Raw genomic sequence first — 24,682 nt, 5'->3', positions numbered from 1 at the left:
CAGCGGCCTGCACGCCTTTCGCCAAACGAAAAGAGCCGCGCCCGAAGGCGCGGCCCGATGCCGTCAGGACCGGCGCCCGCGAGGGCACCGGCCAAACGCTGGCTTACTGCCAGGACTTGATCAGCTCGTCATAGGAGACGGTCTTGGGCTCTTCGTCCTCGTTCTCGAGCTTGGCCTTGGGCGAGCCTTCCTGGCTCAGCCAGTACTCGGGATCCTGCTCGTCGTTCATCACCGGGCCGATGTCGCCCTGGATGCCGGCGCGCTCGAGGCGCTCCATGACGCGCTCCTGATCGGCGCAAAGCGCATCAAGCGCTTCCTGCGGCGACTTGGCACCCGACATGGCGTCGCCGATGTTCTGCCACCAGAGCTGCGCGAGCTTGGGGTAGTCCGGGACGTTGGTGCCGGTCGGCGACCACGCGGTGCGTGCCGGCGAGCGGTAGAATTCCACCAGGCCGCCCAGCATCGGGGCGCGCTCGGTGAAGCTCTCGTGCTGGATCGTCGACTCGCGGATGAAGGTCAGGCCGACATGGGCCTTCTTCACGTCCACGGTCTTGGATGTGACGAACTGGGCATAGAGCCAGGCCGCCTTGGCGCGATCCTCGGGGGTCGACTTCATCAGCGTCCAGGAGCCCACGTCCTGGTAGCCGATCTTGGTGCCTTCCTCCCAGTAGACGCCGTGCGGCGAGGGGGCCATGCGCCACTTGGGCGTGCCGTCCTCGTTCAGCACCGCGGCGGCGCCGTCACCGACCATGTCGGCGGTGAAGGCGGTGTACCAGAACATCTGCTGCGCGATGTTGCCCTGGGCCGGGACCGGGCCGGCCTCGGAGAAGGTCATGCCGGCAGCGGCAGGCGGGGTGTATTTCTCGAGCCACTCGATCGCCTTGGTGATGGCATAGACGGCTGCGGGGCCGTTGGTGGCGCCGCCACGGGCAACGCAGGAGCCCACCGGCTGCGAGTTCTCGTTGACCCGGATGCCCCATTCATCGACCGGCAGGCCGTTGGGCTCGCCCTTCGATCCGGCACCGGCCATCGACAGCCAGGCATCGGTGTAGCGCCAGCCGAGCGACGGGTCCTTCTTGCCGTAATCCATGTTGCCATAGACCTCGGCATCGACGCCCATGTGCGACAGGTCGCGGCCGGTGAAGAACTCTGCGATATCCTCGTAGGCGGACCAGTTCACCGGTACGCCGAGATCGTAGCCATAGGCTTCCTTGAAGTCGGCTTGGTTCTTCTCGTCGTTGAACCAGTCGTAGCGGAACCAGTAGAGGTTGGCGAATTGCTGGTCGGGCAGCTGGTAGAGCTTGCCGTCGGGGGCGGTGGTGAACTGGGTGCCGATGTAATCATCGAGATCCAGGGTCGGCGAGGTCACGTCGGCGCCCTCGTTGGCCATCCAGTCGGTCAGGTTGCGGGCCTGCTGGTAGCGCCAGTGGGTGCCGATCAGGTCGCTGTCGTTGATATAGGCATCGTAGATGTTCTCGCCCGACTGCATCTGCGTCTGCAGCTTCTCGACGACATCGCCTTCGCCGATCAGGTCGTGGGTGACGTTGATTCCGGTGATCTCGCTGAACGCCTTGGCCAGAACCTGGCTCTCGTATTCATGCGTGGTGATGGTTTCGGAGACCACCTTGATGTCCATGCCCTCGAACTGCTTGGCGGCATCGATGTACCACTGCATCTCGGCTTCCTGCTCTTCGCGGGTCAGCACCGACATGTCGCCGATCTCGGCATCGAGGAAGGCGCGGGCTTCGTCCATCCCCGCGAAGGCAGCGCCACCCGTGAGGCTGAGCGCGAGCGCCAGCGCGGTGGTCGATTTCAGGGTCAAGTTCATGTGGTCCTCCCTAGTTTGAACTTGTTGTGTCCGGTTCCGGGGATTGCGGTCTCCTGCCGCGTGCCCCGGTCGTCTCGTGTCGCCTAGACCCAGCGGAACACCGCCGCGGCATAGGCGAGGCAGACCGCCAGCGCCCAGGGCTGGGTGTCGGCTCCGACAAGGCCCAGCCAGGCGAGATTGATGAAGGCGCTGCCCAGAAGCGTGATGAAGAGCCGGTCGCCGCGCGTGGTCTCGATCCGCAGCACGCCGACGCGGGGCGTTTCCGGGAACTTGATCGCGAGGATCGTGAAGACGATCAGCAGCGAGGCGATCACCATGAAGAAGATCGCGGTCGGCCAGGTCCATGCCATCCAGTCCATGTCAGGTCTCCTTTCGAAGGCTTGCCATCGGGTGCAACCGGCGCGCATGCGCCAGGCCCGACCTCCCCCCCGGGAGGGCCTTTGTTGGGTCGATGAATGCGCGCGTGGCAGCGGTGCTATGGAGTGCGACCGCCGGGCTGGCGACGCCGCCCTCCCGAGGTCGGGCCCGGCGCATGCGCGCCTTCGTGAAGGCCGTCATCACACCCTCCCCAGGGCGAAGCCCTTGGCGATGTAGTTGCGCACGAAATAGATCACGAGGGCCCCCGGCACGATGGTCAGGATGCCCGCCGCCGCCAGCACGCCCCAGTCGATGCCCGAAGCGCCCTGCGTGCGGGTCATGATCGCGGCGATGGGCTTGGCGTCGACCGTGGTCAGGGTGCGCGACAGCAGCAGCTCGACCCAGGAGAACATGAAGCAGAAGAACGCCGCCACGCCGATGCCGGAGGCAATCAGCGGCATGAAGATCTTCACGAAAAAGCTGCCGAAGGAGTAGCCGTCGATATAGGCGGTCTCGTCGATCTCCTTGGGCACGCCGCGCATGAAGCCCTCGAGGATCCACACCGCCAGCGGCACGTTGAACAGGCAATGCGCCAGCGCCACCGCGATATGGGTGTCGAAGAGACCCACCGAGGAATAGAGCTGGAAGAACGGCAGCGCGAACACCGCCGGCGGCGCCATGCGGTTGGTCAGCAGCCAGAAGAACAGGTGCTTGTCGCCCATGAAGCTGTAGCGCGAGAAGGCATAGGCCGCCGGTAGCGCCACCAGAAGCGAGATCACCGTGTTCATCACCACGTAGATCAGCGAGTTGACATAGCCCATGTACCAGCTCGGATCGGTGAGGATCGTGCGGTAGTTGTCGAGCGTCAGGTCGCGGGGGAACAGGGTGAAATCGTTGAGGATCTCGGCGTTGGTCTTCAGGCTCATGTTGAGCAGCCAGTAGATCGGCAGCATCAGGAAGAGCAGGTAGAGCCCCATCACCAGCGCGCTCTTGTTGACGCGGGCGCGCTTGCGGGTGGTCTCGCCGCCGGCGGTGAGGTTCTCGGGAATGGTCGCGTCGGTCATCTTACATCCCCTTTTTGTCGAGATTGACCATGACGGTGTAGAACACCCAGCTGATCAGCAGGATCACGAGGAAATACATCAGCGAGAACGCCGCCGCCGGGCCGAGGTCGAACTGCCCCAGCGCCATCTTGACGAGGTCGATGGAGAGTAGCGTGGTAGCGTTGCCGGGGCCGCCCCCGGTGACCACGAAGGGCTCGGTGTAGATCATGAAGCTGTCCATGAAGCGCAGCAGGATGGCGATCATCAGCACGCCCATCATCTTCGGCAGCTCGATATAGCGGAAAACCTTCCAGCGGCTGGCCTGGTCGATCTTGGCAGCCTGGTAATAGGCGTCGGGGATCGACTTGAGCCCGGCGAAGGCCAGTAGCGCGACCAGCGAGGTCCAGTGCCAGACATCCATCACGATGATCGTGATCCAGGCGTCGAGCGTGTCCTGCGTGTAGTTGTAATCCACGCCGAGCTTGTCGAGCACGTAGCCCAGCAGGCCGATATCGACGCGGCCGAAGATCTGCCAGATCGTGCCGACCACGTTCCAGGGGATCAGAAGCGGCAGCGACATCAGCACCAGGCAGAAGCTCGACCAGAAGCCGGATTTCGGCATGTTAAGCGCCACGAAGATGCCCAGCGGGATCTCGATGGCGAGAATGATGCCCGAGAACAGCAGCTGCCGCTTGAGCGCGTTCCACATGCGGTCATCGTGAAGCATCTCCTCGAACCATTCGAGCCCGGCCCAGAAGAACTGGTTGTTGCCGAAGGTGTCCTGCACCGAGTAGTTGACCACGGTCATCAGCGGGATCACCGCCGAGAAGGCCACGAGGATCAGCACCGGCAGCACGAGGAACCAGGCTTTCTGATTGACGGTCTTGTTCATCGCGCGGCCCCTCCAGCGCCTTCGGAGGTCTGCGCGACCTCGATCACCCGTTGCACCCGGCGCGACTGCGCCAAGCCCGACCTCCCCGTCGCCCCGAATGGGCGCCGCTTTTCATCGACACGCCTCCGGCGTGATGGGAGGGCTTTTGTTGGTTCATCGACAGCGCCCGTGACGCCGGGGCTTTGGAGTGCGACACCCGCCCAAGCGTCACGGCCCACCCGAGGTCGGGCTTGGCGCAGTCGTGCCTTCGTGGCGGCGTTCAAGGTCATGCCGCCCCCTTCACGCGCCAGTCATCGGCGTAGACGTTGACCTGCGCGGGATCGAAGGCCACGCGGTTCATGTCGGGGCTGATGCGCTCGTCCTCGCCGGCGATGATGTTGATCTCCTGCCCGAACATGTCGGCGCGGATGATCTTGTGCCGGCCCACATCCTCGACCCGGCGCACCTTCACCGGCAGGCCTTCGCTCTGCGACAGGCGGGCAAACTCCGGGCGGATGCCGATCTCGACCTTGCCTGACAGCGCGCCGTAGCCTTGCCCGAGCGCGATCTCGGCGCCGCCGACATGGGCGGTCGACCCCTCGACCCGGGCCGGGATCACGTTCATCCCCGGCGAGCCGATGAAATAGCCCACGAAGGTGTGCTCGGGCCGCTCGAAGAGCTCTTCCGGCGTGCCGATCTGGACGACGCGGCCGTCATACATCACCACCACCTTGTCGGCGAAGGTCAGCGCCTCGGTCTGGTCGTGGGTGACGTAGATCATCGTGTGGCCGAACTCGTGGTGCAGCTTCTTGAGCTGGGTGCGCAGCTCCCATTTCATGTGCGGATCGATCACCGTCAGCGGCTCGTCGAAGAGCAGCGCGTTGACATCCTTGCGCACCATGCCGCGCCCGAGGCTGATCTTCTGCTTCTCGTCGGCGCCGAGCCCGCGCGCCTTGCGCTTGAGCATGTGCTCCATGCCGATCATCCGGGCGATCTCGTTCACCCGCTCGGCGACATAGGCCTCGTCGCGGCCGCGGTTGCGCAGCGGGAAGGCGAGATTGTCGTGTACCGTCATGGTGTCGTAGACCACCGGGAACTGGAACACCTGCGCGATGTTGCGCTCGGCGGTGGGCGCGTTGGTCACGTCCTTGCCGTCAAAGAGGATGCGCCCCTGCGAGGGCGTCAGCAGCCCCGAGATGATGTTGAGCAGCGTGGACTTGCCGCAGCCCGAGGAGCCGAGCAGCGCGTAGGCCTCGCCATCGACCCAGTCGTGGTTGAGCTCCTTGAGCGCGTAATCGTCCTCGGTCGCCGGGTTGGGCTTGTAGCTGTGGGCGAGGTTGTCGAGCGTGATCTTTGCCATGGTCCTCTCCCCCCTCAGGCGGCCAGCGCGTAGGCGGCGGGGGCGACCAGCGCGCCGTCCTCGCCGAAGATGTAGACGTGCCGCGCGTCGAGCCAGACGTCGAGATCGGCACCCAGCGTCAGGTCGTGCACGCCGTGGACCAGACCGACCCAGCGCTCGCCATGGTGATCGAGATGCACGAAGGTCTCCGAGCCGGTGAGCTCGGTCACCTGCAGCTTGGCGGTGAATTTCATCGCCTCGCTGCCGTGGCTCATGATCTCGAGATGGTTGGGGCGGAAGCCGGCGGTGTAGCGCCCGTCGGCCAGCTCGGCCAGCTTGCCGAGCGCCGGCGCGCTCTGGCCATCGCCGAACATCAGCCGGTCGCCGGTCTTGGAGATCGGCAGGAAGTTCATCGGCGGGTCCGAGAACACCCGCGCCGTGGTGGCGTCGACCGGCTGGCGATAGACCTGCGGCGTCGGGCCGAACTGCGTGATGCGACCCTCCCAGAGCGTGGCGACGTTGCCGCCGAGCAGCAGCGCCTCTTCCGGCTCGGTGGTGGCGTAGACGAAGATCGAGCCCGAGGCCTCGAAGATCTTGGGGATCTCCTGCCGCAGCTCCTCGCGCAGCTTGTAATCGAGATTGGCCAGCGGCTCGTCGAGCAGCACGAGACCGGCGTTCTTGACCAGCGCCCGGGCCAGCGCGCAGCGTTGCTGCTGGCCGCCCGAGAGCTCCAGCGGCTTGCGGTCGAGCATCGGGGTCAGCTTCATCAGCTCGGCGGTCTCGCGCACGCGGGTGTCGATCTCCTTGGCGGAGACGCCCATCAGCTTCATCGGCGAGGCGATGTTGTCGTAGACGCTCATCGACGGGTAGTTGATGAATTGCTGGTAGACCATCGCCACCTTGCGGTCCTGCACACGCTGGCCGGTGACATCCTCGCCGTTCCAGATGATCTGGCCGCTATTGGGCACGTCGAGCCCGGCCATCAGCCGCATCAGCGAGGTCTTCCCGGCCGTGGTCGGCCCGAGCAGCACGTTCATCGTGCCCTTTTCCAGCGTCAGGTCGGTGGGGTGGATATGGGTCTGCCCCTCCACGACCTTCGATACGCCCCTGAGTTCCAGCGTCACCCGCGATCCTCCCTGTTCCGCCGTCGCGCCGAGTGTCCGGCGAACGCCCGCGGCGGTGGGGCCGCGCGACCGCACCCCCGGTGCGCGCAAGCCCTGTTGTGTTCCGTTGCCATGCCGGATTTCCCGGCGGTGAGCGCGTCTGGCGGCGCGTCGGGGCCGGTCAGTTCCGGGCCGACATGTCGTGCTGCTGCGCGTCGATCTGGACGATGGTGTCGTCGTCAGCCGGGGCCGGCCTGGCCCTGTCGATGTCGTGGCTGTGACGCACAAGCTCCTCCTCACCTTGGCGTGAGCGATAACTTGCTCGATTGTGAGCGCGTTCGCAAGCGTAAATTTTCGCGAATGTTCGCTTTGCTCTAAGGCTCTGAAAATGCGCGCTTCTCGCGACGGTATATTCAAAATAGTAAAGCTAATCATAGACCTCCACCGATCCTGAAACGCGAGTGGATCGGCGATCCGTGGCTGCTCAGGCGGCCAAATTCCCCAACGTCAGGAGGGAGATGCGCGGTTTTTCGGTGTGTACGAACAGAAACGAAAATTTCGTGCGTGGAGGCTGCGGAAATGGCGCCGGGGAGGCCCCGCTCGGTCGCGATCCGGCGCGCTTTCGCGCGGTCCGGGCGCGCGGGCGCGGAAATGGAAAACGCCCCGCTGTGAGGGCGGGGCGTTCAGAGTCTTGCGTGGGCCTCAGTGGCTGTGGCGCGGCATGGTCTTGTTGCCGATGTCGCGGAACTGGTCGGCACCGTCGAGCACCATGCCTTCGGAGAACTGCCGCACCCGGTCGCGGAAGATCGCCTGCCAGGGCGACTGGCTCTCGGGCACCTTGTAGCCACCCTCGGCGTCCAGCGCCGCGCGCCGCTCGGCGATCTCCGCCTCGGAGAGCTGGAGCATCACCTGCCGCGTGTTGAGATCGACGCGCAGCCGGTCGCCATCGCGCAGGATCGCGAGGTTGCCGCCATCCGCCGCCTCGGGCGAGGCGTTGAGGATCGAGGCCGAGCCGGAGGTGCCCGACTGGCGCCCGTCGCCCATGCAGGGCAGGCCGCGGATGCCCTGCTTGATCAGGTAGGAAGGCGGCCGCATGTTCACCACCTCGGCACCGCCGGGATAGCCTTTTGGCCCCGCGCCGCGCATCACGAGGATGCTGTCGGCGGTGATGTCGAGCGCGGGATCGTCGATGCGCTTGTGGAAATCCTCGGGCCCGTCGAAGACGAAGGCCGGCCCCTCGAAGGCCATCGGGTCTTCGGGGTTCGAGAGGTAGCGGTCGCGGAAGTCCTGCGTGATCACCGAGGTCTTCATGATCGCGGTGTCGAAGAGGTTGCCAGTCATGTTGAGAAAGCCCGCCTCCGGCGTCAGCGCGCGGTCGAGCGGGCGGATGACGTCAGCGTTCTCGCAAGGGGCATCGGCGTAGAGCTGGCCGAAGCCTTCGCCGGTCACCGTCACCGCATCGGGATGCGGGATCAGCCCGCCGCGCAGCAGCTCGGCCACCACCGCCGGAAGGCCGCCGGCGAGGTGGAAATCCTCCGACAGATATTCGCCCGCGGGCTGCACGTTGGCGAGCAGGGGGATCTTGTAGCCGTGGGTCTCCCAGTCGGCATTGCTGATCTCGATACCGAGATGCCTTGCGATGGCGACGAGGTGGATCGGCGCGTTGGTCGAGCCGCCGATGGCGGAGTTCACAACGATGGCGTTCTCGAAGGCGTCGCGGGTCATGATCTGCGACGGGCGGAGATCCTCGTGCACCATGTCGACGATGCGGCAGCCGGTGTAATAGGCCATCTGGCCGCGCTCGCGATAGGGCGCGGGGATCGAGGCCGAGCCCGGCAGCTGCATGCCCAGAACCTCGGCCAGCGAGTTCATCGTCGAGGCGGTGCCCATGGTGTTGCAATAGCCCACCGAGGGCGCCGAGGCGGCGGCCATGTTGAGGAAGCCCTCGCCGTCGATCTCGCCGGCGGCGTATTTCTCGCGCGCCTTCCAGATCACCGCGCCCGAGCCCGCCCGCTCGCCCTTGTGCCAGCCGTTCAGCATCGGGCCGACCGAGAAAGCGATGGCGGGGATATTGACCGTGGCGGCGGCCATCAGGAGCGCCGGGGTGGTCTTGTCGCAGCCGATGGTCAGAACCACGCCGTCGATCGGGTAGCCGAACAGGCTCTCGACGAGGCTCAGATAGGCGAGGTTGCGATCGAGCATCGCCGTCGGGCGCTTGCCGGTTTCCTGGATCGGGTGCACCGGGATCTCGAGCGGGATGCCGCCCGAGGCGCGGATGCCGTCACGGGTGCGCTTGGCGAGCTCGACGTGGTGGCGGTTGCAGGGCGACAGGTCCGAGCCGGTCTGGGCGATGCCGATGATCGGCTTTCCCGAGCGCAGCTCCTCGAGCGTGAGCCCGTAGTTGAGATAGCGCTCGAGATAGAGGGCGGTCATCTCCGGATCGCCCAGATCGTTGAACCAGCTCTCCGAGCGAAGCGGCTTGCGGGTGGTATCGGTCATGGAGGTCTCCGGAGGTCAGTGGCCGGTGATGCCGGGGAAGGCGATGAGCATGGCGACGGCGAGGATCTGCATCCCGATGAACGGCAGCAGCGAGCGGAAGATGTCACCCAGCGAGATGTCCGGCGGCGCCACCGATTTCAGGTAGAAGGCGGCGGGGCCGAAGGGCGGCGACAGGAAGCTCACCTGCATGTTCATCGCGAAGACCACGCCGAACCAGACCGGGTCGTAGCCCATCTGCACGACGATGGGAACGAAGATCGGCATGCAGAGCAGCGCGATGCCCACCCAGTCGAGGAACATGCCCAGCACGAAGAGGATCGCCATCATGAACAGGATGACAACGGTGGGGTTGTCCGAGATGCCGGTAATCAGGCTCGAGACGAAGTTGATCCCGCCCATCAGGTTGAACACGCCGACAAGGGCCGAGGCGCCGATGCCGATCCAAACGATCATGCCGACGGTGCGCAGGGTCTGCTTGGCGGCCCCGATCAGCAGCTCGAGGCTGAATTCGCCGCGGATGATGGTCGAGAGCGTCACGCCGATCACGCCGATGGCCGAAGCCTCGGTCACCGAGGCGATGCCGCCATAGATCGAGCCCAGCACGAAGATCACCACGAGGATCGGCAGGAACAGGCCCTTGAGCAGGCGCAGCTTCTCGCCGCGGCTCATGTCCTCGGGCTCGGCGATGGGGGCGAGGGCGGGGTTCATGTAGGCGCGGATCAGGATGTAGGCGGCGTAGAAGCCCGCCAGCATTAGGCCCGGAAGGAAGGCGGCCGAGAACAGGTCGCCGACCGAGACGTTGGCGGTCAGGCCGTAGATGATCAGAACGATCGACGGCGGCACCATGGTGCCGAGCGCGCCGCCGGCGCAACAGACGCCGATCGCGAGGTTGCGGTCGTAGCCCAGGCGGAGCATCTGCGGCAGGGCGAGCAGGCCCAGCAGGATGACCTCGCCGCCGATGATGCCCGACATTGCCGCCAGCACCACCGCGACGAGCAGCGTCTGGATGGCGACGCCGCCGCGGATGCGGCCGGCGAGCACCTTCATGGCATCGAACAGGTCGCGGGCGATGCCCGAGCGGTCGAGGATTGCCGCCATCAGCACGAACATCGGCACCGAGACGAAGACGAAGCTGTTGACGAAGCTGAAGATGCGCGAGGTGATCAGCGGCACAGCCATCGGGCCGAACCAGCCGAGCGCGAAGATCAGGGCGACGAGCAGCGTGACGAAGGCCAGCGGCATGCCGGTGAGCAGCAGCGCCATGAGCATGACGAACATCGCGAAGGTCGCGCCGCCGATGCCCATGGCCTGAAAGTCGGGGAGGAATTCCATCACTTGGCCTTCTTGCGCAGGTAGTTGACCGTGAAGATCGCGAACTGGATGGCCAGCAGGATCATGATGACGAAGAGGAAGACCTTGAGCAGCCCGGGATAGGGCGGGTTCCAGGCCGAGCCCGAGGTCTCGAGGCGGAAATCGCCCTGCGGCGTCCAGGCGGCGCGCTTCACGCTGAGCCAGGCGGCCCAGGCGAAGAACAGCGAGGCGACGAGGCAGGCGAGCGAGATCGCGACGTCGAACAGCCGCTTCATGCCGGTGCTCAGCCGGTCATAGAACAGCACCACGCGGATGTGCTTGTCGATCGCGGCGGCATAGAGCCCGCCGAAGACGAAGGCGATGGCGCTGAGGAAGACCACGGTCTCGTGCACCCACTTGGTGGGCGCGTTGAAGACGTAGCGCAGCACCACCTCGTAGAACAGCAGGCCCGCCGAGACGAGGATGCCGATGGCAAAGACGATGCCTACGGCGTTGACCGCGAGGCCGAACATGCCGGCCTCGGGGACCGGTTCGGGCGTCTTGTTGTGCGAGGAGAGGGTTTCGTCGATGACGTCGGTCATGGGGGCGCGGCCTCCGGTCCGGAAGGGAAAAGCCCCCGGCGCTGGCCGGGGGCGTTGGGTCTGGCGCGGGCTTACTCGGCCGCCATCAGGCCCTTGTCGACGAGGTAGGTCGTGAGCGTGTCATAGACCTTCTGCGAGTTGGCCGAGGCGCCAGCGGCCTCTTCCCACTGCGAGCGGGCGATGGCGCGGAACTTGGCCCGGTCCTCGTCGGACCAGTCATGCACGGTGATCTCGCCGCCGGCCTTGGCCTCTTCCACCGCTTCCATGTCACGCTCGTGCACGGTCTGCGACTGGTAGGTGGCGAACTCCTTCACCGACTCCTCGAGCGCGGTCTGCAGGTCCTCGGGCAGCGCGTCCCACTTGGCCTTGTTGATCGAGACCTCGATCAGCGGCATCGAGTGGAAGCCGGGGTAGACCGGGTGCTTGGCGACGTCGTGCAGGCCCTGCGCGGCGTTGGTGGAGAAGGTGTTGTAGTCGGCCGCGTCGATCACGCCCTTGTCGAGCGAGGTGAAGACCTCGGAGCCCGGCAGGTTCACCGGCGCGGCACCCGCGGCGGCGAAGACGTTCTGCACCATGCCCTCGGGAGCGCGCAGCTTCAGGCCCTGAAGATCGTCGACGCCCTCGAGCGGCACCTTCGAGACGAAGGCTTCGAGGCCCGGGGTGGTGGCGCCGATGAAGTGCAGGCCGTAGGGCTCGAGCATCTCGTTCATCAGCTCCTTGCCGCCGCCGTTCTCGATGAAATCAAACATCTGTTCCGGCGAGGACCACGCGCCCACCGGGTTGGCGATCAGGCCGAAGGCCGGGTCCTTGCCCGAGGCGTAGGAGGTGTCGGTGAAGTGGCCGTCGAGGATGCCGGCGGCGACCGCATCCATCGTCTCGGAGTGGGCGACGATGGTTTCGACGGGGAGCATCTCGACGGCGACGCGGCCATCGGTCTTCTCCGAGACCGTCTCGGCCCATTCCTTCTGCAGGATGAAGTTGGTGTTGCCGGCCGGGTCCGAGGACTGGAAGCGGAAGCTGTATTCCTGCGCCTGCGCGGCACCGCCGAGGGTGATCGCGGCGGCGGTTGCGAGGAAAAGGCTGCGGCGTGTCAGGGTCGTCATGTGAGGGCTCCTCCCTTTTGAAATCCGGCTCGAACCGGGGACTGGCCCCGTCTGCGAGTCGGCTGCAAGATAGATGCGCGCTGATGACAGCGCAATCATTTTGTGTAACATGATCTGGTAGGCGCAGAGTTCGGTGGGCCTTTGAGGGGGTCGGAGGTGGGCAGATCCTGGCGCGTGGCTTGATGAGAGGTGCCCGATAAGATCGCGCGGAGGCGCAGTTTTTCTTGAACAAATGCCTGCATTCGGCAATGATGCGCTCGCACGAAAGGACCCGAACCGCGCCTATGGCCCGCAAGAGCAAAACCCAATCTGACCGTCCCACACTGGTGGATGTGGCCCGGGAAGCCGGTGTCAGCGCAATCACCGTCTCGCGGACGATTCGCTCTCCCGACATCGTCTCGGAGCGCGCACGCAACAAGGTCGAGGAGGCGATCCGCAAGCTCGGCTATACCCCCGATCCTGCGGCCTCGGCGCTGGCCTCGCGCAGCACCTCGACCATCGGTCTCTTGGTGCCGTCGCTGACCAACAACGTCTTCGCCGACGTGCTGCGCGGCGTCTATGAAGGCGTCGAGGGCACGCGCTTCTTCGTGCAGATCGGCAATTACCGCTACAGTGCGCTGTCGGAGGAGGGGCTGATCCGCAACTTCCTCAGCCAGCGCCCGGCTGGGCTCATCGTGTCGTCGATGGACCAGACGCCGGCGGGCCGCAAGCTGCTCGAGGAGGCGCCCTGTCCGGTGGTGCAGATCATGGAAACGAGCCCCGGCGCGGTCGACATGAGCGTGGGGTTCGACCAGCTCGAGGCGGTGCGGGCGGCGGCGCGGCACGTGGCCGAGTGCGGCTATCGCAGGCCCGGTTTCCTCAGTGCCCGGATGGACCCACGCGCGCAGCGCCGGCTCGGGGCGTTTCGCGAGGAGGCGGCGGCCAACGACATGCTCGACGAGGCGCGCATCATCACCACGCCGCAGCCCTCCTCGGTGGGCATGGGGCGGCACCTGCTGGAGCAACTCCTGGCCCGCGCCCCCGACACCGACGCGGTGATCTGCAACAACGATGACCTTGCGGTGGGTGCGCTGATGGAGGCGATCCGGCGCAATATCGCGGTGCCCGAGCAGCTTGGCATCTGCAGCTACAACGATATCGAAATGGCCCGCCACATGGTGCCCGCGCTCAGCGCGGTGGCCACTCCCCGGCGCGAGATCGGGCGCCGCGCCATCGCCATGCTGCTGGCCGAGATCGAGGCGCCGGGATCGGTGACCGAGCGCCACATCGATCTCGGCTACGAGCTGGTGGCACGCGAGTCCACAGCGCCACGCTGACCACGAAACTCCGGGCGGGAGGCCCTTTCATGAGTGACACGACAACCGCGCTGATCGCGCTGGACTGGGGCACGTCAAGCCTTCGCGGCTTCCGCCTCTCGGCCTCCGGCGCAGTGCTCGAGACCCGCGCCTCGGGGCACGGGATCCAGCATTTGCCTGAGCCCGGCGAGGCCGGGTTCGAAGCGGCCTTCAGCGCGCTTTGCGGCGACTGGCTGGAAGGCGCTCCGGTGCCGGTGGTGGCCGGCGGCATGGTCGGCAGCGCGCAAGGCTGGCGCGAGGTGCCCTACCTCGCCTGTCCGACGCCGCTTGCGGGACTGCACGAGGCCGCCGAGAGGGTCATCACCCGCGCAGGGGTCGAGATCCTGCTGGCGCCGGGGCTGATCTTCGAGCCGGAGGGCGGTACGCCCGAGGTGATGCGCGGCGAGGAGATCCAGATCGCCGGGACGCTGGCCGGCCAGCCCGACTGGCAGGCGGGCTCGACCATCGTGCTGCCCGGAACCCATTGCAAATGGGCGGACATCCGCGGGGGCAGTGTCGCCGGTTTCGCCACCTACATGACCGGCGAGCTCTTCGCTTTGCTGCGCGGCCATTCGATCCTCGGGCGGTTGATGAGCGATGCGCCGACGGGCGAGAGCGACAGGGCCGACGCCTTCGCGCGTGGCATTGCCCTTGCCGCCGAGGCCGGGCCGGGCGACCTCACCCGGCAGATCTTCAGCACCCGAACGCTCGGCCTCACCGGCCAGCTGCCGGGGGGCGTGCTGGCCGATTACTGCTCCGGCCTGCTGATCGGGCACGAGATCGTCTCGGGCCTGCGCGGCAGCGATGGGGCGCCCATCGTCCTCGTCGGCAGCGGCGCGCTCTGTACCCGCTACGCCGAGGCGCTGCGCCAGCTCTCGGGCCAAGGCCCCGCCGCCATCATCGAGAACCCGGCCCCCGCGGGCCTTCACCGTTTCGCCCGCGATGCGGGCCTGCTTTGACATGAGAGCCAACATGACCAACCCGACCCGCCCCCAACGTCTCGACGCCGCCTGCGAGGCGCTGCCGCTCGTCGCCATCCTGCGGGGGCTGCGCCCCGAGGAGGCGGTGGGCATCGCGCAGGCTCTGTTTGATGCGGGCTTTCGCCTGATCGAGATCCCGCTCAACTCGCCCGAACCCTTCGACAGCATCGCCGCCGTGCGCGCGGCGCTGCCCGCCGAGGCGCTGGTGGGCGCCGGCACGGTCACCACCCAGGCCGACGTGGCGCGGCTCGACGCGATCGGCGCCGATCTCGTGGTGATGCCGCATGCGGATACCGAGGTGATCGCAGCGGCCAAGGCGGCAGGGATGATCTGCATCCCCGGTATCGCCACGCCGACGGAAGCCTACGCGGCGCTCAACGCTGGCGCCAATGCGCTCAAGGTGTTCCCGGCGGAGCTGGTGGGGCCGGCGGCGGTCAAGGCGATCCGCACCATCCTGCCCGCCGGCACCCGGCTCTTCCCGGTGGGCGGCATCGCGCCCGACACGATGGGGCCGTTCCGGAGCGTGGGGGTTGCAGGCTTCGGCCTCGGCAGCGCGCTCTACAAGCCGGGCGATACCGTCGCGACGGTGGCCGACAAGGCGGAGCGCTTCGTCACCGCCTGGCAGCAGGGCTGAGTCCGACAGGCATCAGCGCGAGGCGGCCCGGGAGCCGCCCCGCGTCATCGTCTCTCGATCAGGTCGCCGGCAGCAGGATGCCGTCGAAGAACGCCGCCAGCGCGTCGTAGCCGTCGAGCGGCAGTACCTGGGCGATATACTGGTCCGGGCGCACCACGATCATGCAGCCGGCGTCGCGGTCGATGCCGCGCATGTCGAAGATGTCGCCCAAGTCCTTGTGGTCGGTGCAGAAGACCTTCTCGTGGTCCTGCAGCCCGTACTTTCCCTTCAACGGCTTCAGCAGCGCGGGCATGTCCTCGTAGGCGAGCTGGTCGAAGGTCTGCTGGAACACGGCGCGCAGGTCGATGATGCTGTCGATATCCTCGCCCGCGCGGGTGTATTTCACCACCGGCGAGGCGGGGTCGCTCTCCAGCCATTCCGCCAGCTTGTGGATCGCCGAGCCTGGGGCTGAGCTGTCTTCCGCGCCGGCAAAGGCATAGATCCGCCAGCGCCCGTCGGCCTGCGCCACGTGGCCGAGCTGCATCTGCATCGCGTCCGAGAGACGCACCACCGGCGCCGAGTGGAAGCGCTTGCCAATGACCTCGCCTTTGGCCAGTGCCTGGTGGGTCGGCTCGCCGATCAGGGCGGAGGGTTCGTATTTCACCGCGAGCCCGCCGGTGAACTCGAGGTTCTCGATGAACTGCGCCTGAACTCGCGGCACATCGGTGCCGTCGAGCTCGGATTCGCCCGGCGGGGCCGACATGATGCGGGCCCATTTGTGGTCGGTGTCGATCAGCCGCTTGGCTTCGAGCCAGCGCTCCCCCGAATAGCTGTGCAGTAGGTCAGGGGCGGCGCGGCCCTGCAGCACATGCGCCAGCTTCCAGCCGAGGTTGAACGAGTCCTGCATCGACACGTTCATGCCCTGGCCGGCCTTGGGGCTGTGGGTGTGGCAGGCGTCGCCTGCGGTGAAGACGCGCGGCTGGCGCTCTGCGCGCTGGTCGTCGGGGACATCGTCGAACCGGTCGGTGAGCCGGTGCCCGATCTCGTAAACCGACCACCAGACCACCTCTTTCACGTCGATCGTGTAGGGCGCCATGATCCGGTTGGCCGCCGCGATCATGTGCTCGGAGGTCAGGTTGCGGCTGGCAACGCGCTCATCTGGGTTCAGCTTGTCGAGCTCGACATACATGCGGAACAGGTAGCCGCCCTCGCGCGGGAGGATCAGCACGTTGCCTTCGCTCTTCGAGGCGACGATGCACTTCTGCCGGATGTCGGGGAAATCGGTGTTGGCGAGGATGTCCATCACGCCCCAGGCCTGGTGCGCCGCGTCTCCGTGCAGCGTGCCGCCGATGGCCTTGCGCACGTTCGAGCGTGCGCCGTCGCAGCCGACCACGTAATTCGCCCGCATCGTCTTGAGCGTGCCGGCATTGACGCCGGTGTTCTCGAGCGTGACGGTCACCGGGTGATCCTCGGTGCTCTCGTCGACGGTGAGATCCTTGACCGACCAGCCGTAATCGGGCTGAAGCCGCTTGGGCGACTTGCGCATCACGTCGAGGAACAGCTCGTGGATGCGGGCCTGGTTGATCAGCGTGTGGGGCATCTCGGAGCTGTCATCGGCCACGTCCTGCACCCGGCCGATGCGGCGGACATGGGCGGGGTTCTTCGGATCCGGGGTCCAGAAGTTGGTCTGGTTGACCCAGTAGCTCTCGCGCTTGACGGTCTCGCCGAAGCCGAAGGCCTGGAACATCTCCATCGTGCGGGTGTTGACGCCGTCGGCCTGGCCCTTCTCCATCGGGCCCGGCTTGGGCTCGACGATCATCACGTCGATCTCGGGGAATTGCGACAGCTGCGCCGCGAGGCAGAGGCCGGCCGGGCCGCATCCGGCGATCAGCACGTCAACCTTCTCGGGAAGCGGCGCGAAGGCATCATACTCGCGGCGGCAGGGGGCGGCATCGCTCAGATCGGGATCACCGGCTCGGAAACCGTTCAGGTAGTACTGCATGACTGCTCCTCCATATCGTGCAGATGCGAGCCCTTGCTCGATTGGCCTAGATGATAGCTACACTTACTATAATCGGTCAATAACCGATGAGCATGCATATCATATGACTGCAAGTCGCTGGATATAATAGATTTACTGAAATATTTACGTGCATCTTCTCCGCCTGCCGCGGGGCGGGAGCGGGAATCGCCCCGTCGCCTTGCAGACGCGCAGCACCTTGCGCCGCCGTGTCACGGCGCGCCGGTAGAGTTTCGCATGATGGGCGCTAGTCTGCCAGACGACGCATGGCCGCGGGGGCAGGCCCGCGCGGGTTCAGCCGCCGAGGCTGCGCAGCCCGCTGCCGGTCTTCGAGCCGCCGAAGCCGCCGCGCGAGGCGGCGGTGGCGCGGGTGAGGGGCGGCTTGCCGGCGGTCACAGGGGCTTTGTTGAAGGTGCTGGGGTTGAGCTGCGCGCGGCCTGTGTTGTTGGCGTAGCTGGCATTGCCCGCCGGCGTGGTGAAGCGGCCATTGGCGTTGCGATACATCGGCTGGGCCGCGAGGCCGCGCTGGCCGCCGAGCATGTTTCCGATCAGGTAGCCCGCCAGCAGTGGCATGAAGATGCTGCCAGAGCCGCCGCCGGTGGCCTGCGCCTCGGAGCCGCAATTGCCTTCGCCATATTGCTCCTCGCAGACTGCGAGGCTGTCATAGCGCGGCGCGGTCTCGGCGTGCAGGGTCTCGGCCTCGGCGAAGGCGGCGGTGCAATCCTGCTCCGAGAACAGGCTGGTCGGGCCGACCGCGCTGCGGCAGCTCTCGAGATCGGGGAAGGCCTGCGCCTCGACCGGCTCCTCGCGGCATCCGGCGAGCGCGAAGGAGGCGGCGCCGACGATGGCGAGGGCGGCTGTGCGGGAGCGTTTGGTCATGGCTGTCTCCGTCAGTCTCGGATGAAATGGGGTTTGAAGCGCGACAGGTCCTGGGTGATGCGGCCGCGATCCTCGCGGATGCCGATGCCAGCGCAGGCTTCGCCGGCGATCCAGGCGCCGATCACCGGGCGGAAGCCGCCGAAGACCGGCAGCGGATGATAGGCCTGCGCGATGCGCGGGTGCTTTGCATAGGTGTCGTTGCTGGCGGCCTCGGTGAGCTCCCCACCCTCGATGATGCGGATCGACGCTCCCTCGCGCGAGAAGATCGGCTTCGAGACATGGCCCCGCGCCATTGCCTCGGAGGCGCGCTCGAGCCGCGCGGCGGTCTCGCCCGACGCATCGCTCAGGTCGCCCTCGAAGAAGGTGGGCAGCAGGTTGGGGTGATCCTCGAACATCTCCCACAGCACCGGCAGGATGCCCTTGTTGGACAGGATCGCCTTCCACGGCGGCTCGATCATCCGGCATTGCGCGGTGGCGAGATGCGCGGCGTAGTCGTCGCGTAGCAGGTCTTCCCACGGGTAGAGCTTGAATAGCGTGCCGATCACCCGGTCCTCGTCATCGAGGAACTGGCCGTCCTCGCTGACGCCGATCTTCTCGAGATCGGTGTAATGCGCGCCGAGCCCCGCCTCGCGCGCCGCCCAGCCGAGCGCCTCGACGGTGGCATAATCCTCTGGGGCGCCGGAAAGGGCGGTGAAATGCAGCTGCGTCTCGGGAGCGAACATGGCGCCGAGACGCGCGACGATGGCCTCGTGGATGCCATTGAACTGGTCGTCATCGGCGCGCAGAACGCCGAGCTCCTGCTGATCCTCGAACCATTGCCACTGGAAGGCGGCACTTTCATAGAGCGAGGTCGGGGTGTCGGCATTGTATTCCAGCATCTTCGCCGGGCCGTCGCCGTCGTAGACCAGATCGAACCGGCCATAGAGCTCCGGTTCGCCGTCCTGCCAGCTTTGCGCGATGTAGTCTCGATGCCCCTCGGGGATGTCGAGCCGGTCGAGCAGTTCTTCCGAGCCGATCACCCGCGCGACGGCTTCGCGGCAGAGCCCGTGCAGCTCGGTAGCGGGATCTTCGACGCGCTCCTCGATCTCGGCCAGCGAGAAGCAGTAGGCGGAGCTTTCCTCCCAATAGGGCTCGCCATGCATGTCGGCGAAGGTGAAGCCCTGGTCTGCGGCCTTGTCGCGCCAATCCGGGCGCTCGGGCAAGTCGAGCTTCTGCACCTGTGGTCCTTCCTCCTGTCGCCGCGTCCATGCGCGCGGCGGTGTCCGGCGACATATGGGCGGTTCGCGCGGGATTGTGAACCGCTGCGCGGGAAAAAGCGGCACCCGCGGCGCTGGCGAACCGGCGCCTCGCGGGCGCGACCGGTGGCGAGCGACCAATGCGGCGATGCGTGCCATATTCTGCAGCTGCGAAGGCGGGAATTGTGGCGAAGGTCCGCGCCACGCCCGGGAAACGATCCGGTTGGCGCGGATCCCGGGAATCGTAGCCCGCCAATCGAGCGCGCCCACCGCCTTCAGCGCCTACAGCGAGTTGATGGGGTGGCGGAATCTCGCCTAGGTAGAAAAATCCCGACTCCAAGAGGGGTTCCGAGCCGCAAAGCACCTCGCGGCTAGCGCGAATGATTCGCCGAAAACGCCCCTCAGACGCTTGTCCTCGTGAGAACTCGTGCGCTCAAAAGGCGAAAACACGTCAACAATCAGGGCCACGTCGAAGAATTTTGGCCGAATTGTGTCATCATGTGGTTTCAAGTTTGACTACAGATTGTGCGATGACCTACAAAAGTAGCTGTCAGTTAGCTGCGTTGCAGAAACTTCATGTTCCGGCAACCATGCCAACTCGGCGCATTTTATGTTCTAAGATGCTGATATTTTTGGAGGAATACGGAACATTGGCGGTCACGTCGGGGTGATTGCCGCAAGCCTTAGGCGCGAGATTTTCGAACCGCTTTGGGCTACAACTTGAAAAACAGCCGAATGATCCGCTGCCTGCCCATCGAGGAGCAATGGATTGCCCGCAGCTCCTGTGGATCTCGGTTGATCGCTATTTTGGAAGTTCTTTTGTCGGGGTGTCTTTATGACCAATTCTACCTCAAATTCGCGCGGTGAAGCGTCAGCCCGCGTTGTGATCGGACTTGGCTCTGCAGCGCGCTACAACGGCGTTCAGAAGCGGGTTCTCGATCTCGTCCTGTCGATCATCATGCTGCCGGCCCTGCTGCCGGTCATCGCACTGCTCTACATTGCCGTTCGGCTCGAAGGCGGACCGGGCTTCTTCGGCCACCGCCGCGTCGGCCGCGACGGCAAGACCTTCCGCTGCTGGAAGATCCGCACCATGGTTCCCGATGCCAATGCACGCCTCGCGGCGCTGCTGGAATCGGATCCGGAGGCCCGTGCCGAGTGGGAACGCGACCACAAGTTGCGCAACGATCCCCGGATTACCCGTCTTGGTGCATTTCTTCGCAAGAGCTCGCTCGACGAACTGCCCCAGATCTGGAATGTTCTGAAGGGTGAGATGAGCCTGATTGGTCCGCGCCCGGTGACCGAGCCCGAGCTCGAGCGCTACGGCGGCCAGAAGTGGGTGTACCAGTCGATGCGTCCCGGTGTGACCGGCCTCTGGCAGGTTTCGGGCCGCAACGACGTCAGCTACGAGGAGCGCGTCGAGCTGGACGTGAGCTACTACAAGGAGCTCTCGATGATCAGCGACCTGCGCATCCTGTTCCGCACCGCCGGGGCGGTGATGAACCGGACCGGCTGCTGACCCAGGCGCCACATCTCACGGACACGAATCTTGCACGGCAGCGGCCCCCGGGGTCGCTGCCGTCTTCTGACCAGAGGGCACGAATTGCGGGACCAGAACATGCGTAGAGACGGCTTCGGGCAAATCCTGAGAACCGGGCTTCGGAGAGTGACGCGGAGAACGGTAGGGCAGGCCGGCCCGGCGCTTGCCTTCGCCGCCGCCATGACGACGCTCTCGGCAGCGGCGCTGTCGGCAGAACCCTACCGCCTGGTCGCCGGAGACCGCATCGCCCTGACCTTCTCGGCGCAGGGAACCACCGAAGAGATGACCGTCGATATCGATGGCCAGGTTCGCCTCCGCGATCTCGGTGGCGTCGACGTCGAAGGGCTCACGCTCGATGCCGCCGAGGATCTGCTCTCGGGGCGCATCGAGGAGGCCGGGATCTACCTCAACCCGCAGATCTCGATGATGATCCTCGAGTATTCGCCGGTCATGGTGGCCGGAGACGTGACCCGGCCGGGGCGTTTCGAGTTTTCCCCCGGGATGACCGTGGCGGCGGCGTTGGCGCTTTCGGGCGGCACGCAGGCTTCCGGGGTGAGCCGCTTCGAGATCGACCGTGCCCGCACCGAGAACGAGGGCCTGATCCGCAGCCTCAACCTCCAGATCGCGGCAACCGTGGTCCGCATGGCGCGGCTCGAGGCGGCGCTGGCGGGCGCCGAAAGCTACGATCTGCCCGAGCGCCTCGTCAGCCGCATTCCGAGCGTCGCCGCGGTGTCGCTCGAGGCGCTGAACGATGCCGAGCAGAAGCTGTTCGATGCCGAGCGCCAGCGCGAAGCCGCCAACATGGCCTCCTGGGCCGAGGAAATCGAACAGATCGAAACCCAGCAGAGCCTGTTCCAGGAGCGCATCGAGGTCGCCGAGGCGATCATCGCGTCGACCGGGCGGGAGCTCGACTCGGCGCGCCAGCTGCAGGAGCGCGGTCTGTCGACCGCGGGCCGGCTGGCGACGGTCGAACAGCGTGATGCCGATGCGCGGGCGCGGGTGCTCGAGCTCGAATCCGCCCGCATCGCCGCGACCCGTGCGCTGTCCGATGCGCGGCGCGCCCGCGCCCAGTTTCTCGCGAACCGCGAGGAACAGCGCCTGAGCCAGCTGCAGGACCTGCGCGTCGACCTCGACGACCTGCTCCTGGGCTATGCCCGCCGGCTCGATCAGCAGGCCATCCTGACCGGCGGCAGCATGGGCACCCTGATGACCACCGACGCGGTCGAGGTGCGCTACGAGGTGGCGTCCCCGCGTGAGGAGCGTGACCTGCCGGAGGTGATCGCGCCGACCACGCGGCTGTTGCCCGGCGATACGCTGATCGTGTCGATCGACGCCGCGCCGATGGTCGCCTCCGGACAATGAGCACGCCTCAGGCCGCGGCCGCCGCCGCGACGCAACCCGCGCGGCTCATCCGCTGCATGAACGTCAAATACAGCCCCAACCTCGGGGACGGGCTGTTGTCGGAATGCCTCGAGGCGGCGCTGGTCCGCCAGGGGGGCGCCGAGGGCCTGGGCTCGATCGACCTGGCCGCGCGCGGCGCCTATGGCGACAGCATGGCCGGACGCGGGACGATCATGTCGGTTCTCGACGCGATGCCCGATGGCCTGCGGCATCTCGCGGTTCGGCTGCCGCTGGCGCTCGCGAGCCGCCGCAAATGGGCGCCGCATTACGAGCAGGGGCTCGACGGTGCCGAGGCGGTGGTGATCGGCGGCGGCAATCTGCTCTCGGATCACGATCTCAACTTTCCCACCAAGCTCGCGCTCGCGCTGCGCGCGGCGCAGGCGCGCGGATTGCCGGTGGCGATCTATGCCTGCGGCATGGCCGGAAGCTGGACCTCGGAGGGCGATCGGCGCCTGCGCTCGGCGCTCGCCGCGCATCCGCCCGTGGCGGTGTTCCTGCGCGATCGCGCGTCGGTCGAACGCTGGAATGCCCGGTTTGCCGATGTCAGCGGCTGCCGCGCCGAGATCGTGCGCGATCCGGGCCTGCTGGCTTGCGACACCTGGGGCACGCCGGAGCGCGCGCGCAACGACGCGGCGCCGCATGTGGGCCTTGGCCTGATGAGCCATGTCGCCGTGCGCTACCACGGCGAGACCGCGATCAGCGAGGCCGAGCTCAACGCCTGGTATCTCGCGCTCGCGCGCTGCCTGGTGGGGCAGGGCGCTCGCGTCACCGCCTTCACCAACGGCTCGCCCGAAGACCGGGCGACCGCCGAGGCACTGGCGCCGGAGCTGGCCGCCGCCGGCGTCGCCCATGTCCAGCCGGAGACCCCGGCCGCGCTCTCCGACACGGTCGCGAGCTTCGACGCGCTCGTGGCATTCCGCATGCACGCCGTCATCGCGGCCTATTCCCATGCCATTCCGGCGCTCGCGCTGAGCTGGGACGACAAGCTCGACGCCTTCATGGACTCGGTGGATCGGCTCGACTGGATGGGCAATCCGGCGACCCTCGCCCCGGAAGAGGCGGCGGCCCGCCTGTTGGCGGCGGCGGCGGAGGGCGTCGACCCGACCACCCATGCGCGGGTGATCTCGGAAGCCCGGGCAGACATCGGCCGGCTCTACCAGGCGATCGCCTGAGGCGGGCTCGGTCGCGGCCCTAGCTGGTGGCCCGCTGGTAAAGCGCCAGCTGCGCGTCGATCCAGCTTTCGCTGGTATTGCACAGCCCCGCCGTGCCCGACGCCCCCGCGACACTCATCGCGGCGATGGTCTCGGCCGGCGCGTCGGCCACCTCGCGCAGCAGCCCGGCGAAGCTGTCGGGATTGCGCGTATCACAGCTCCAGCCGATACGGTTCTCGACGATCTCCTTCGCCAGCAGGGCGCTGTCCGACACGATGACCGGAAGACCAGAGAGCGAGGCCTCGGCGGCGACGAGCCCGAACGGCTCGGGATAGCGCGACGGCATGGCCAGCGCCCGCGCCTGCCGCGCCTCGACCAGCATCTGCGGGCGGTCGAGCCAGCCGGTGAAACGGATCTCCGGGTGTTTCGCCGCGAGCGGCTCACGCAGCGGACCATCGCCGACCACGGTCAGCGGCACGGCGGCGCGGCTGGCGGCGGCGATGAGTTCCTCGACCCCCTTCTCGGCTTCGACGCGACCGATGAAGAGAATGCGGTCATTGGCTTCCGCCTCGATCCGGGCGTCGGAGAGTGCCGTGGCGGGATTGCGCAGCGCGACCAGCCGCTCGGCAGGATAGCCCGAGGCCTCGAGACGCGGGGCCATGTCGGGGTGGATCAGCAGGAAGCCGGCCCAATCGGCGCTGCGCGGCAGGGATTTGTGCAGGATCATCTGGCGCGTGGTCCGCCACATCTTCTGGGCGTAGTTGCGCTTGTCGCAATTGGTCGTGAGGCAGGATATCGACAGCGGGATCCGGTCGCAGGGCGCCATCGCCTGGTAATCCATGAACCCGCCATTGGGGCAGGCGAGGAAGAAATCGTGCACGTGCACGAAACAGCGCGGCGCGACCGCCTGAAGCGCAGAGAAGGCGGCCGGGGTCAGGGTCTTGGACCAGGAATGCACATGGTAGACGGTGTCGGGCCCATCTTCCGCGGCGATCACCTTGTCCAGCATGTCGCGAACCGCCCGGTTGTAGAGCCCGCGGGTGGCGGCCACGTGCGGCGGTGCTTTCATCAGCGGGTCCGAGCCTGCGAGATAGGTGCGGATGCCAAGCGCCTCTAGCTCGGGATTGCCGCCGCGATCGGCCGCCGCAAACACCACGTCGATGCCGCGCTCTTTCAGCAGGCGCGCCTGCAGAAGCGACAGGCCCGTCGCGCCGCCCCGGGCAATGCTGGCGTCATTCACGATTACAACTCGAGTCATCAGGTCTTCCGTTGGCTGCGCTGCAGACTCGGGGAGGCTGCACCGGATTGGAATCGGAGAGAATCGATTCTCCGATGAGAGAATGCTTAAGATGTGTCTGGCTTTTCGCCTGCACTTGGTGGTTGTGGCACAGTCTTCGCGCGGAGAAATTCACCCGTCTCAGGCCGATCGAAAGCACGAAAACCCTCGAAAAAACACAGAAAAAAGGCCTTTCGCAAAGGTTAAAGCAGTGAATGTGG

The 24,682-nt window shown here is 66.5% G+C and carries 20 protein-coding genes; 6 read left to right on the top strand and 14 right to left on the bottom strand.

Annotated elements, in window-relative coordinates; translation table 11 throughout:
• Positions 1–103 precede the first annotated feature (103 nt).
• From KUV62_RS14330 to KUV62_RS14285, 10 genes are all read right to left on the bottom strand, one after another.
• Positions 104–1,828 carry an ABC transporter substrate-binding protein gene (locus KUV62_RS14330; RefSeq protein WP_222604408.1) on the bottom strand — a complete coding sequence of 575 codons (1,725 nt, stop codon included), beginning with the start codon at positions 1,826–1,828 and terminating at the stop codon, positions 104–106.
• Positions 1,829–1,911: 83 nt separating this feature from the next.
• Complete coding sequence (locus KUV62_RS14325) at positions 1,912–2,187, bottom strand: DUF2160 domain-containing protein (RefSeq protein WP_007802785.1); 276 nt, start codon at positions 2,185–2,187, stop codon at positions 1,912–1,914.
• A gap of 198 nt (positions 2,188–2,385) precedes the next feature.
• Positions 2,386–3,249, bottom strand: coding sequence for a carbohydrate ABC transporter permease (locus KUV62_RS14320; RefSeq protein WP_222604407.1), 864 nt, complete (start codon positions 3,247–3,249; stop codon positions 2,386–2,388).
• Position 3,250: 1 nt separating this feature from the next.
• Positions 3,251–4,120: a carbohydrate ABC transporter permease gene (locus KUV62_RS14315; protein ID WP_222604406.1), complete on the bottom strand. Its 870-nt coding sequence runs from the start codon at positions 4,118–4,120 to the stop codon at positions 3,251–3,253.
• Positions 4,121–4,385: 265 nt separating this feature from the next.
• Positions 4,386–5,459, bottom strand: a complete 1,074-nt coding sequence (locus tag KUV62_RS14310; protein ID WP_222604405.1) for an ABC transporter ATP-binding protein — start codon at positions 5,457–5,459, stop codon at positions 4,386–4,388.
• A 14-nt stretch (positions 5,460–5,473) separates the two neighbouring features.
• On the bottom strand, positions 5,474–6,562 hold the full coding sequence (locus KUV62_RS14305; RefSeq protein WP_222604404.1) for an ABC transporter ATP-binding protein: 1,089 nt from the start codon (positions 6,560–6,562) through the stop codon (positions 5,474–5,476).
• A 681-nt stretch (positions 6,563–7,243) separates the two neighbouring features.
• Positions 7,244–9,040 carry an IlvD/Edd family dehydratase gene (locus tag KUV62_RS14300; RefSeq protein WP_222604403.1) on the bottom strand — a complete coding sequence of 599 codons (1,797 nt, stop codon included), beginning with the start codon at positions 9,038–9,040 and terminating at the stop codon, positions 7,244–7,246.
• Between the two features lie 15 nt (positions 9,041–9,055).
• Entirely contained in the window at positions 9,056–10,372 is a 1,317-nt protein-coding gene (locus tag KUV62_RS14295) for a TRAP transporter large permease subunit (protein ID WP_222604402.1), read from the bottom strand.
• Complete coding sequence (locus KUV62_RS14290) at positions 10,372–10,932, bottom strand: TRAP transporter small permease subunit (RefSeq protein WP_222604401.1); 561 nt, start codon at positions 10,930–10,932, stop codon at positions 10,372–10,374. Before KUV62_RS14290 ends, KUV62_RS14295 begins: the two co-directional genes overlap by 1 nt.
• Before the next feature lie 71 nt (positions 10,933–11,003).
• A complete protein-coding gene (locus tag KUV62_RS14285) occupies positions 11,004–12,035 on the bottom strand; it encodes a TRAP transporter substrate-binding protein (protein WP_222604400.1) in 1,032 nt (343 codons plus the stop codon).
• Between the two features lie 284 nt (positions 12,036–12,319).
• Between KUV62_RS14285 and KUV62_RS14280 the strand changes: the two genes are divergently transcribed.
• The 3 genes from KUV62_RS14280 to KUV62_RS14270 are packed head-to-tail and all read left to right on the top strand — an operon-like array spanning position 12,320 to position 14,983.
• Entirely contained in the window at positions 12,320–13,351 is a 1,032-nt protein-coding gene (locus KUV62_RS14280) for a LacI family DNA-binding transcriptional regulator (RefSeq protein ID WP_222604399.1), read from the top strand.
• Positions 13,352–13,380: 29 nt separating this feature from the next.
• Positions 13,381–14,328, top strand: coding sequence for a 2-dehydro-3-deoxygalactonokinase (locus tag KUV62_RS14275; RefSeq protein ID WP_222604398.1), 948 nt, complete (start codon positions 13,381–13,383; stop codon positions 14,326–14,328).
• 13 nt (positions 14,329–14,341) lie between these two features.
• Positions 14,342–14,983: a 2-dehydro-3-deoxy-6-phosphogalactonate aldolase gene (locus KUV62_RS14270; RefSeq protein ID WP_222604397.1), complete on the top strand. Its 642-nt coding sequence runs from the start codon at positions 14,342–14,344 to the stop codon at positions 14,981–14,983.
• A gap of 58 nt (positions 14,984–15,041) precedes the next feature.
• Here the strand turns inward: KUV62_RS14270 and KUV62_RS14265 are convergent, their stop codons facing one another.
• From KUV62_RS14265 to KUV62_RS14255, 3 genes are all read right to left on the bottom strand, one after another.
• Positions 15,042–16,964 carry an FAD-binding monooxygenase gene (locus tag KUV62_RS14265; RefSeq protein WP_222604396.1) on the bottom strand — a complete coding sequence of 641 codons (1,923 nt, stop codon included), beginning with the start codon at positions 16,962–16,964 and terminating at the stop codon, positions 15,042–15,044.
• A 312-nt stretch (positions 16,965–17,276) separates the two neighbouring features.
• Positions 17,277–17,861, bottom strand: coding sequence for a DUF1190 domain-containing protein (locus tag KUV62_RS14260; protein ID WP_222604395.1), 585 nt, complete (start codon positions 17,859–17,861; stop codon positions 17,277–17,279).
• Positions 17,862–17,872: 11 nt separating this feature from the next.
• Positions 17,873–19,078 (bottom strand): glutathionylspermidine synthase family protein, encoded by a 1,206-nt coding sequence (locus KUV62_RS14255; protein ID WP_222604394.1) that lies wholly within the window; start codon positions 19,076–19,078, stop codon positions 17,873–17,875.
• A 901-nt stretch (positions 19,079–19,979) separates the two neighbouring features.
• Here KUV62_RS14255 and KUV62_RS14250 point away from each other — a divergent pair.
• The 3 genes from KUV62_RS14250 (at position 19,980) to KUV62_RS14240 (ending at position 23,206) form a co-directional block, all read left to right on the top strand.
• The gene (locus KUV62_RS14250; RefSeq protein ID WP_315901587.1) at positions 19,980–20,612 is read left to right on the top strand and encodes a sugar transferase; all 633 of its coding nucleotides are present in this window, start codon (positions 19,980–19,982) and stop codon (positions 20,610–20,612) included.
• Between the two features lie 147 nt (positions 20,613–20,759).
• The gene (locus KUV62_RS14245) at positions 20,760–21,995 is read left to right on the top strand and encodes a polysaccharide biosynthesis/export family protein (RefSeq protein ID WP_222604392.1); all 1,236 of its coding nucleotides are present in this window, start codon (positions 20,760–20,762) and stop codon (positions 21,993–21,995) included.
• Positions 21,992–23,206, top strand: a complete 1,215-nt coding sequence (locus KUV62_RS14240) for a polysaccharide pyruvyl transferase family protein (RefSeq protein ID WP_222604391.1) — start codon at positions 21,992–21,994, stop codon at positions 23,204–23,206. Before KUV62_RS14245 ends, KUV62_RS14240 begins: the two co-directional genes overlap by 4 nt.
• Before the next feature lie 19 nt (positions 23,207–23,225).
• Here KUV62_RS14240 and KUV62_RS14235 read toward each other — a convergent pair whose 3' ends face one another.
• Positions 23,226–24,443 (bottom strand): glycosyltransferase family 4 protein, encoded by a 1,218-nt coding sequence (locus tag KUV62_RS14235; RefSeq protein WP_222604390.1) that lies wholly within the window; start codon positions 24,441–24,443, stop codon positions 23,226–23,228.
• Positions 24,444–24,682: the final 239 nt, after the last annotated feature.

Origin of the sequence: Salipiger bermudensis (genome assembly GCF_019801965.1) — a bacterium.
GTDB classification, from domain to species: domain Bacteria; phylum Pseudomonadota; class Alphaproteobacteria; order Rhodobacterales; family Rhodobacteraceae; genus Salipiger; species Salipiger bermudensis_A.
Note: the sequence above shows the minus strand (reverse complement) of the source record. Positions and strands in the feature narration are given on the sequence as shown.

Bases quoted from the DNA above. Each gene is read 5' to 3' on its own strand.
- KUV62_RS14330 (WP_222604408.1), bottom strand. From the start codon at position 1,828: ATGAACTTGACCCTGAAATCGACCACCGCGCTGGCGCTCGCGCTCAGC.
- KUV62_RS14325 (WP_007802785.1), bottom strand. From the start codon at position 2,187: ATGGACTGGATGGCATGGACCTGGCCGACCGCGATCTTCTTCATGGTG.
- KUV62_RS14320 (WP_222604407.1), bottom strand. From the start codon at position 3,249: ATGACCGACGCGACCATTCCCGAGAACCTCACCGCCGGCGGCGAGACC.
- KUV62_RS14315 (WP_222604406.1), bottom strand. From the start codon at position 4,120: ATGAACAAGACCGTCAATCAGAAAGCCTGGTTCCTCGTGCTGCCGGTG.
- KUV62_RS14310 (WP_222604405.1), bottom strand. From the start codon at position 5,459: ATGGCAAAGATCACGCTCGACAACCTCGCCCACAGCTACAAGCCCAAC.
- KUV62_RS14300 (WP_222604403.1), bottom strand. From the start codon at position 9,040: ATGACCGATACCACCCGCAAGCCGCTTCGCTCGGAGAGCTGGTTCAAC.
- KUV62_RS14295 (WP_222604402.1), bottom strand. From the start codon at position 10,372: ATGGAATTCCTCCCCGACTTTCAGGCCATGGGCATCGGCGGCGCGACC.
- KUV62_RS14290 (WP_222604401.1), bottom strand. From the start codon at position 10,932: ATGACCGACGTCATCGACGAAACCCTCTCCTCGCACAACAAGACGCCC.
- KUV62_RS14285 (WP_222604400.1), bottom strand. From the start codon at position 12,035: ATGACGACCCTGACACGCCGCAGCCTTTTCCTCGCAACCGCCGCCGCG.
- KUV62_RS14280 (WP_222604399.1), top strand. From the start codon at position 12,320: ATGGCCCGCAAGAGCAAAACCCAATCTGACCGTCCCACACTGGTGGAT.
- KUV62_RS14275 (WP_222604398.1), top strand. From the start codon at position 13,381: ATGAGTGACACGACAACCGCGCTGATCGCGCTGGACTGGGGCACGTCA.
- KUV62_RS14270 (WP_222604397.1), top strand. From the start codon at position 14,342: ATGACCAACCCGACCCGCCCCCAACGTCTCGACGCCGCCTGCGAGGCG.
- KUV62_RS14265 (WP_222604396.1), bottom strand. From the start codon at position 16,964: ATGCAGTACTACCTGAACGGTTTCCGAGCCGGTGATCCCGATCTGAGC.
- KUV62_RS14260 (WP_222604395.1), bottom strand. From the start codon at position 17,861: ATGACCAAACGCTCCCGCACAGCCGCCCTCGCCATCGTCGGCGCCGCC.
- KUV62_RS14240 (WP_222604391.1), top strand. From the start codon at position 21,992: ATGAGCACGCCTCAGGCCGCGGCCGCCGCCGCGACGCAACCCGCGCGG.
- KUV62_RS14235 (WP_222604390.1), bottom strand. From the start codon at position 24,443: ATGACTCGAGTTGTAATCGTGAATGACGCCAGCATTGCCCGGGGCGGC.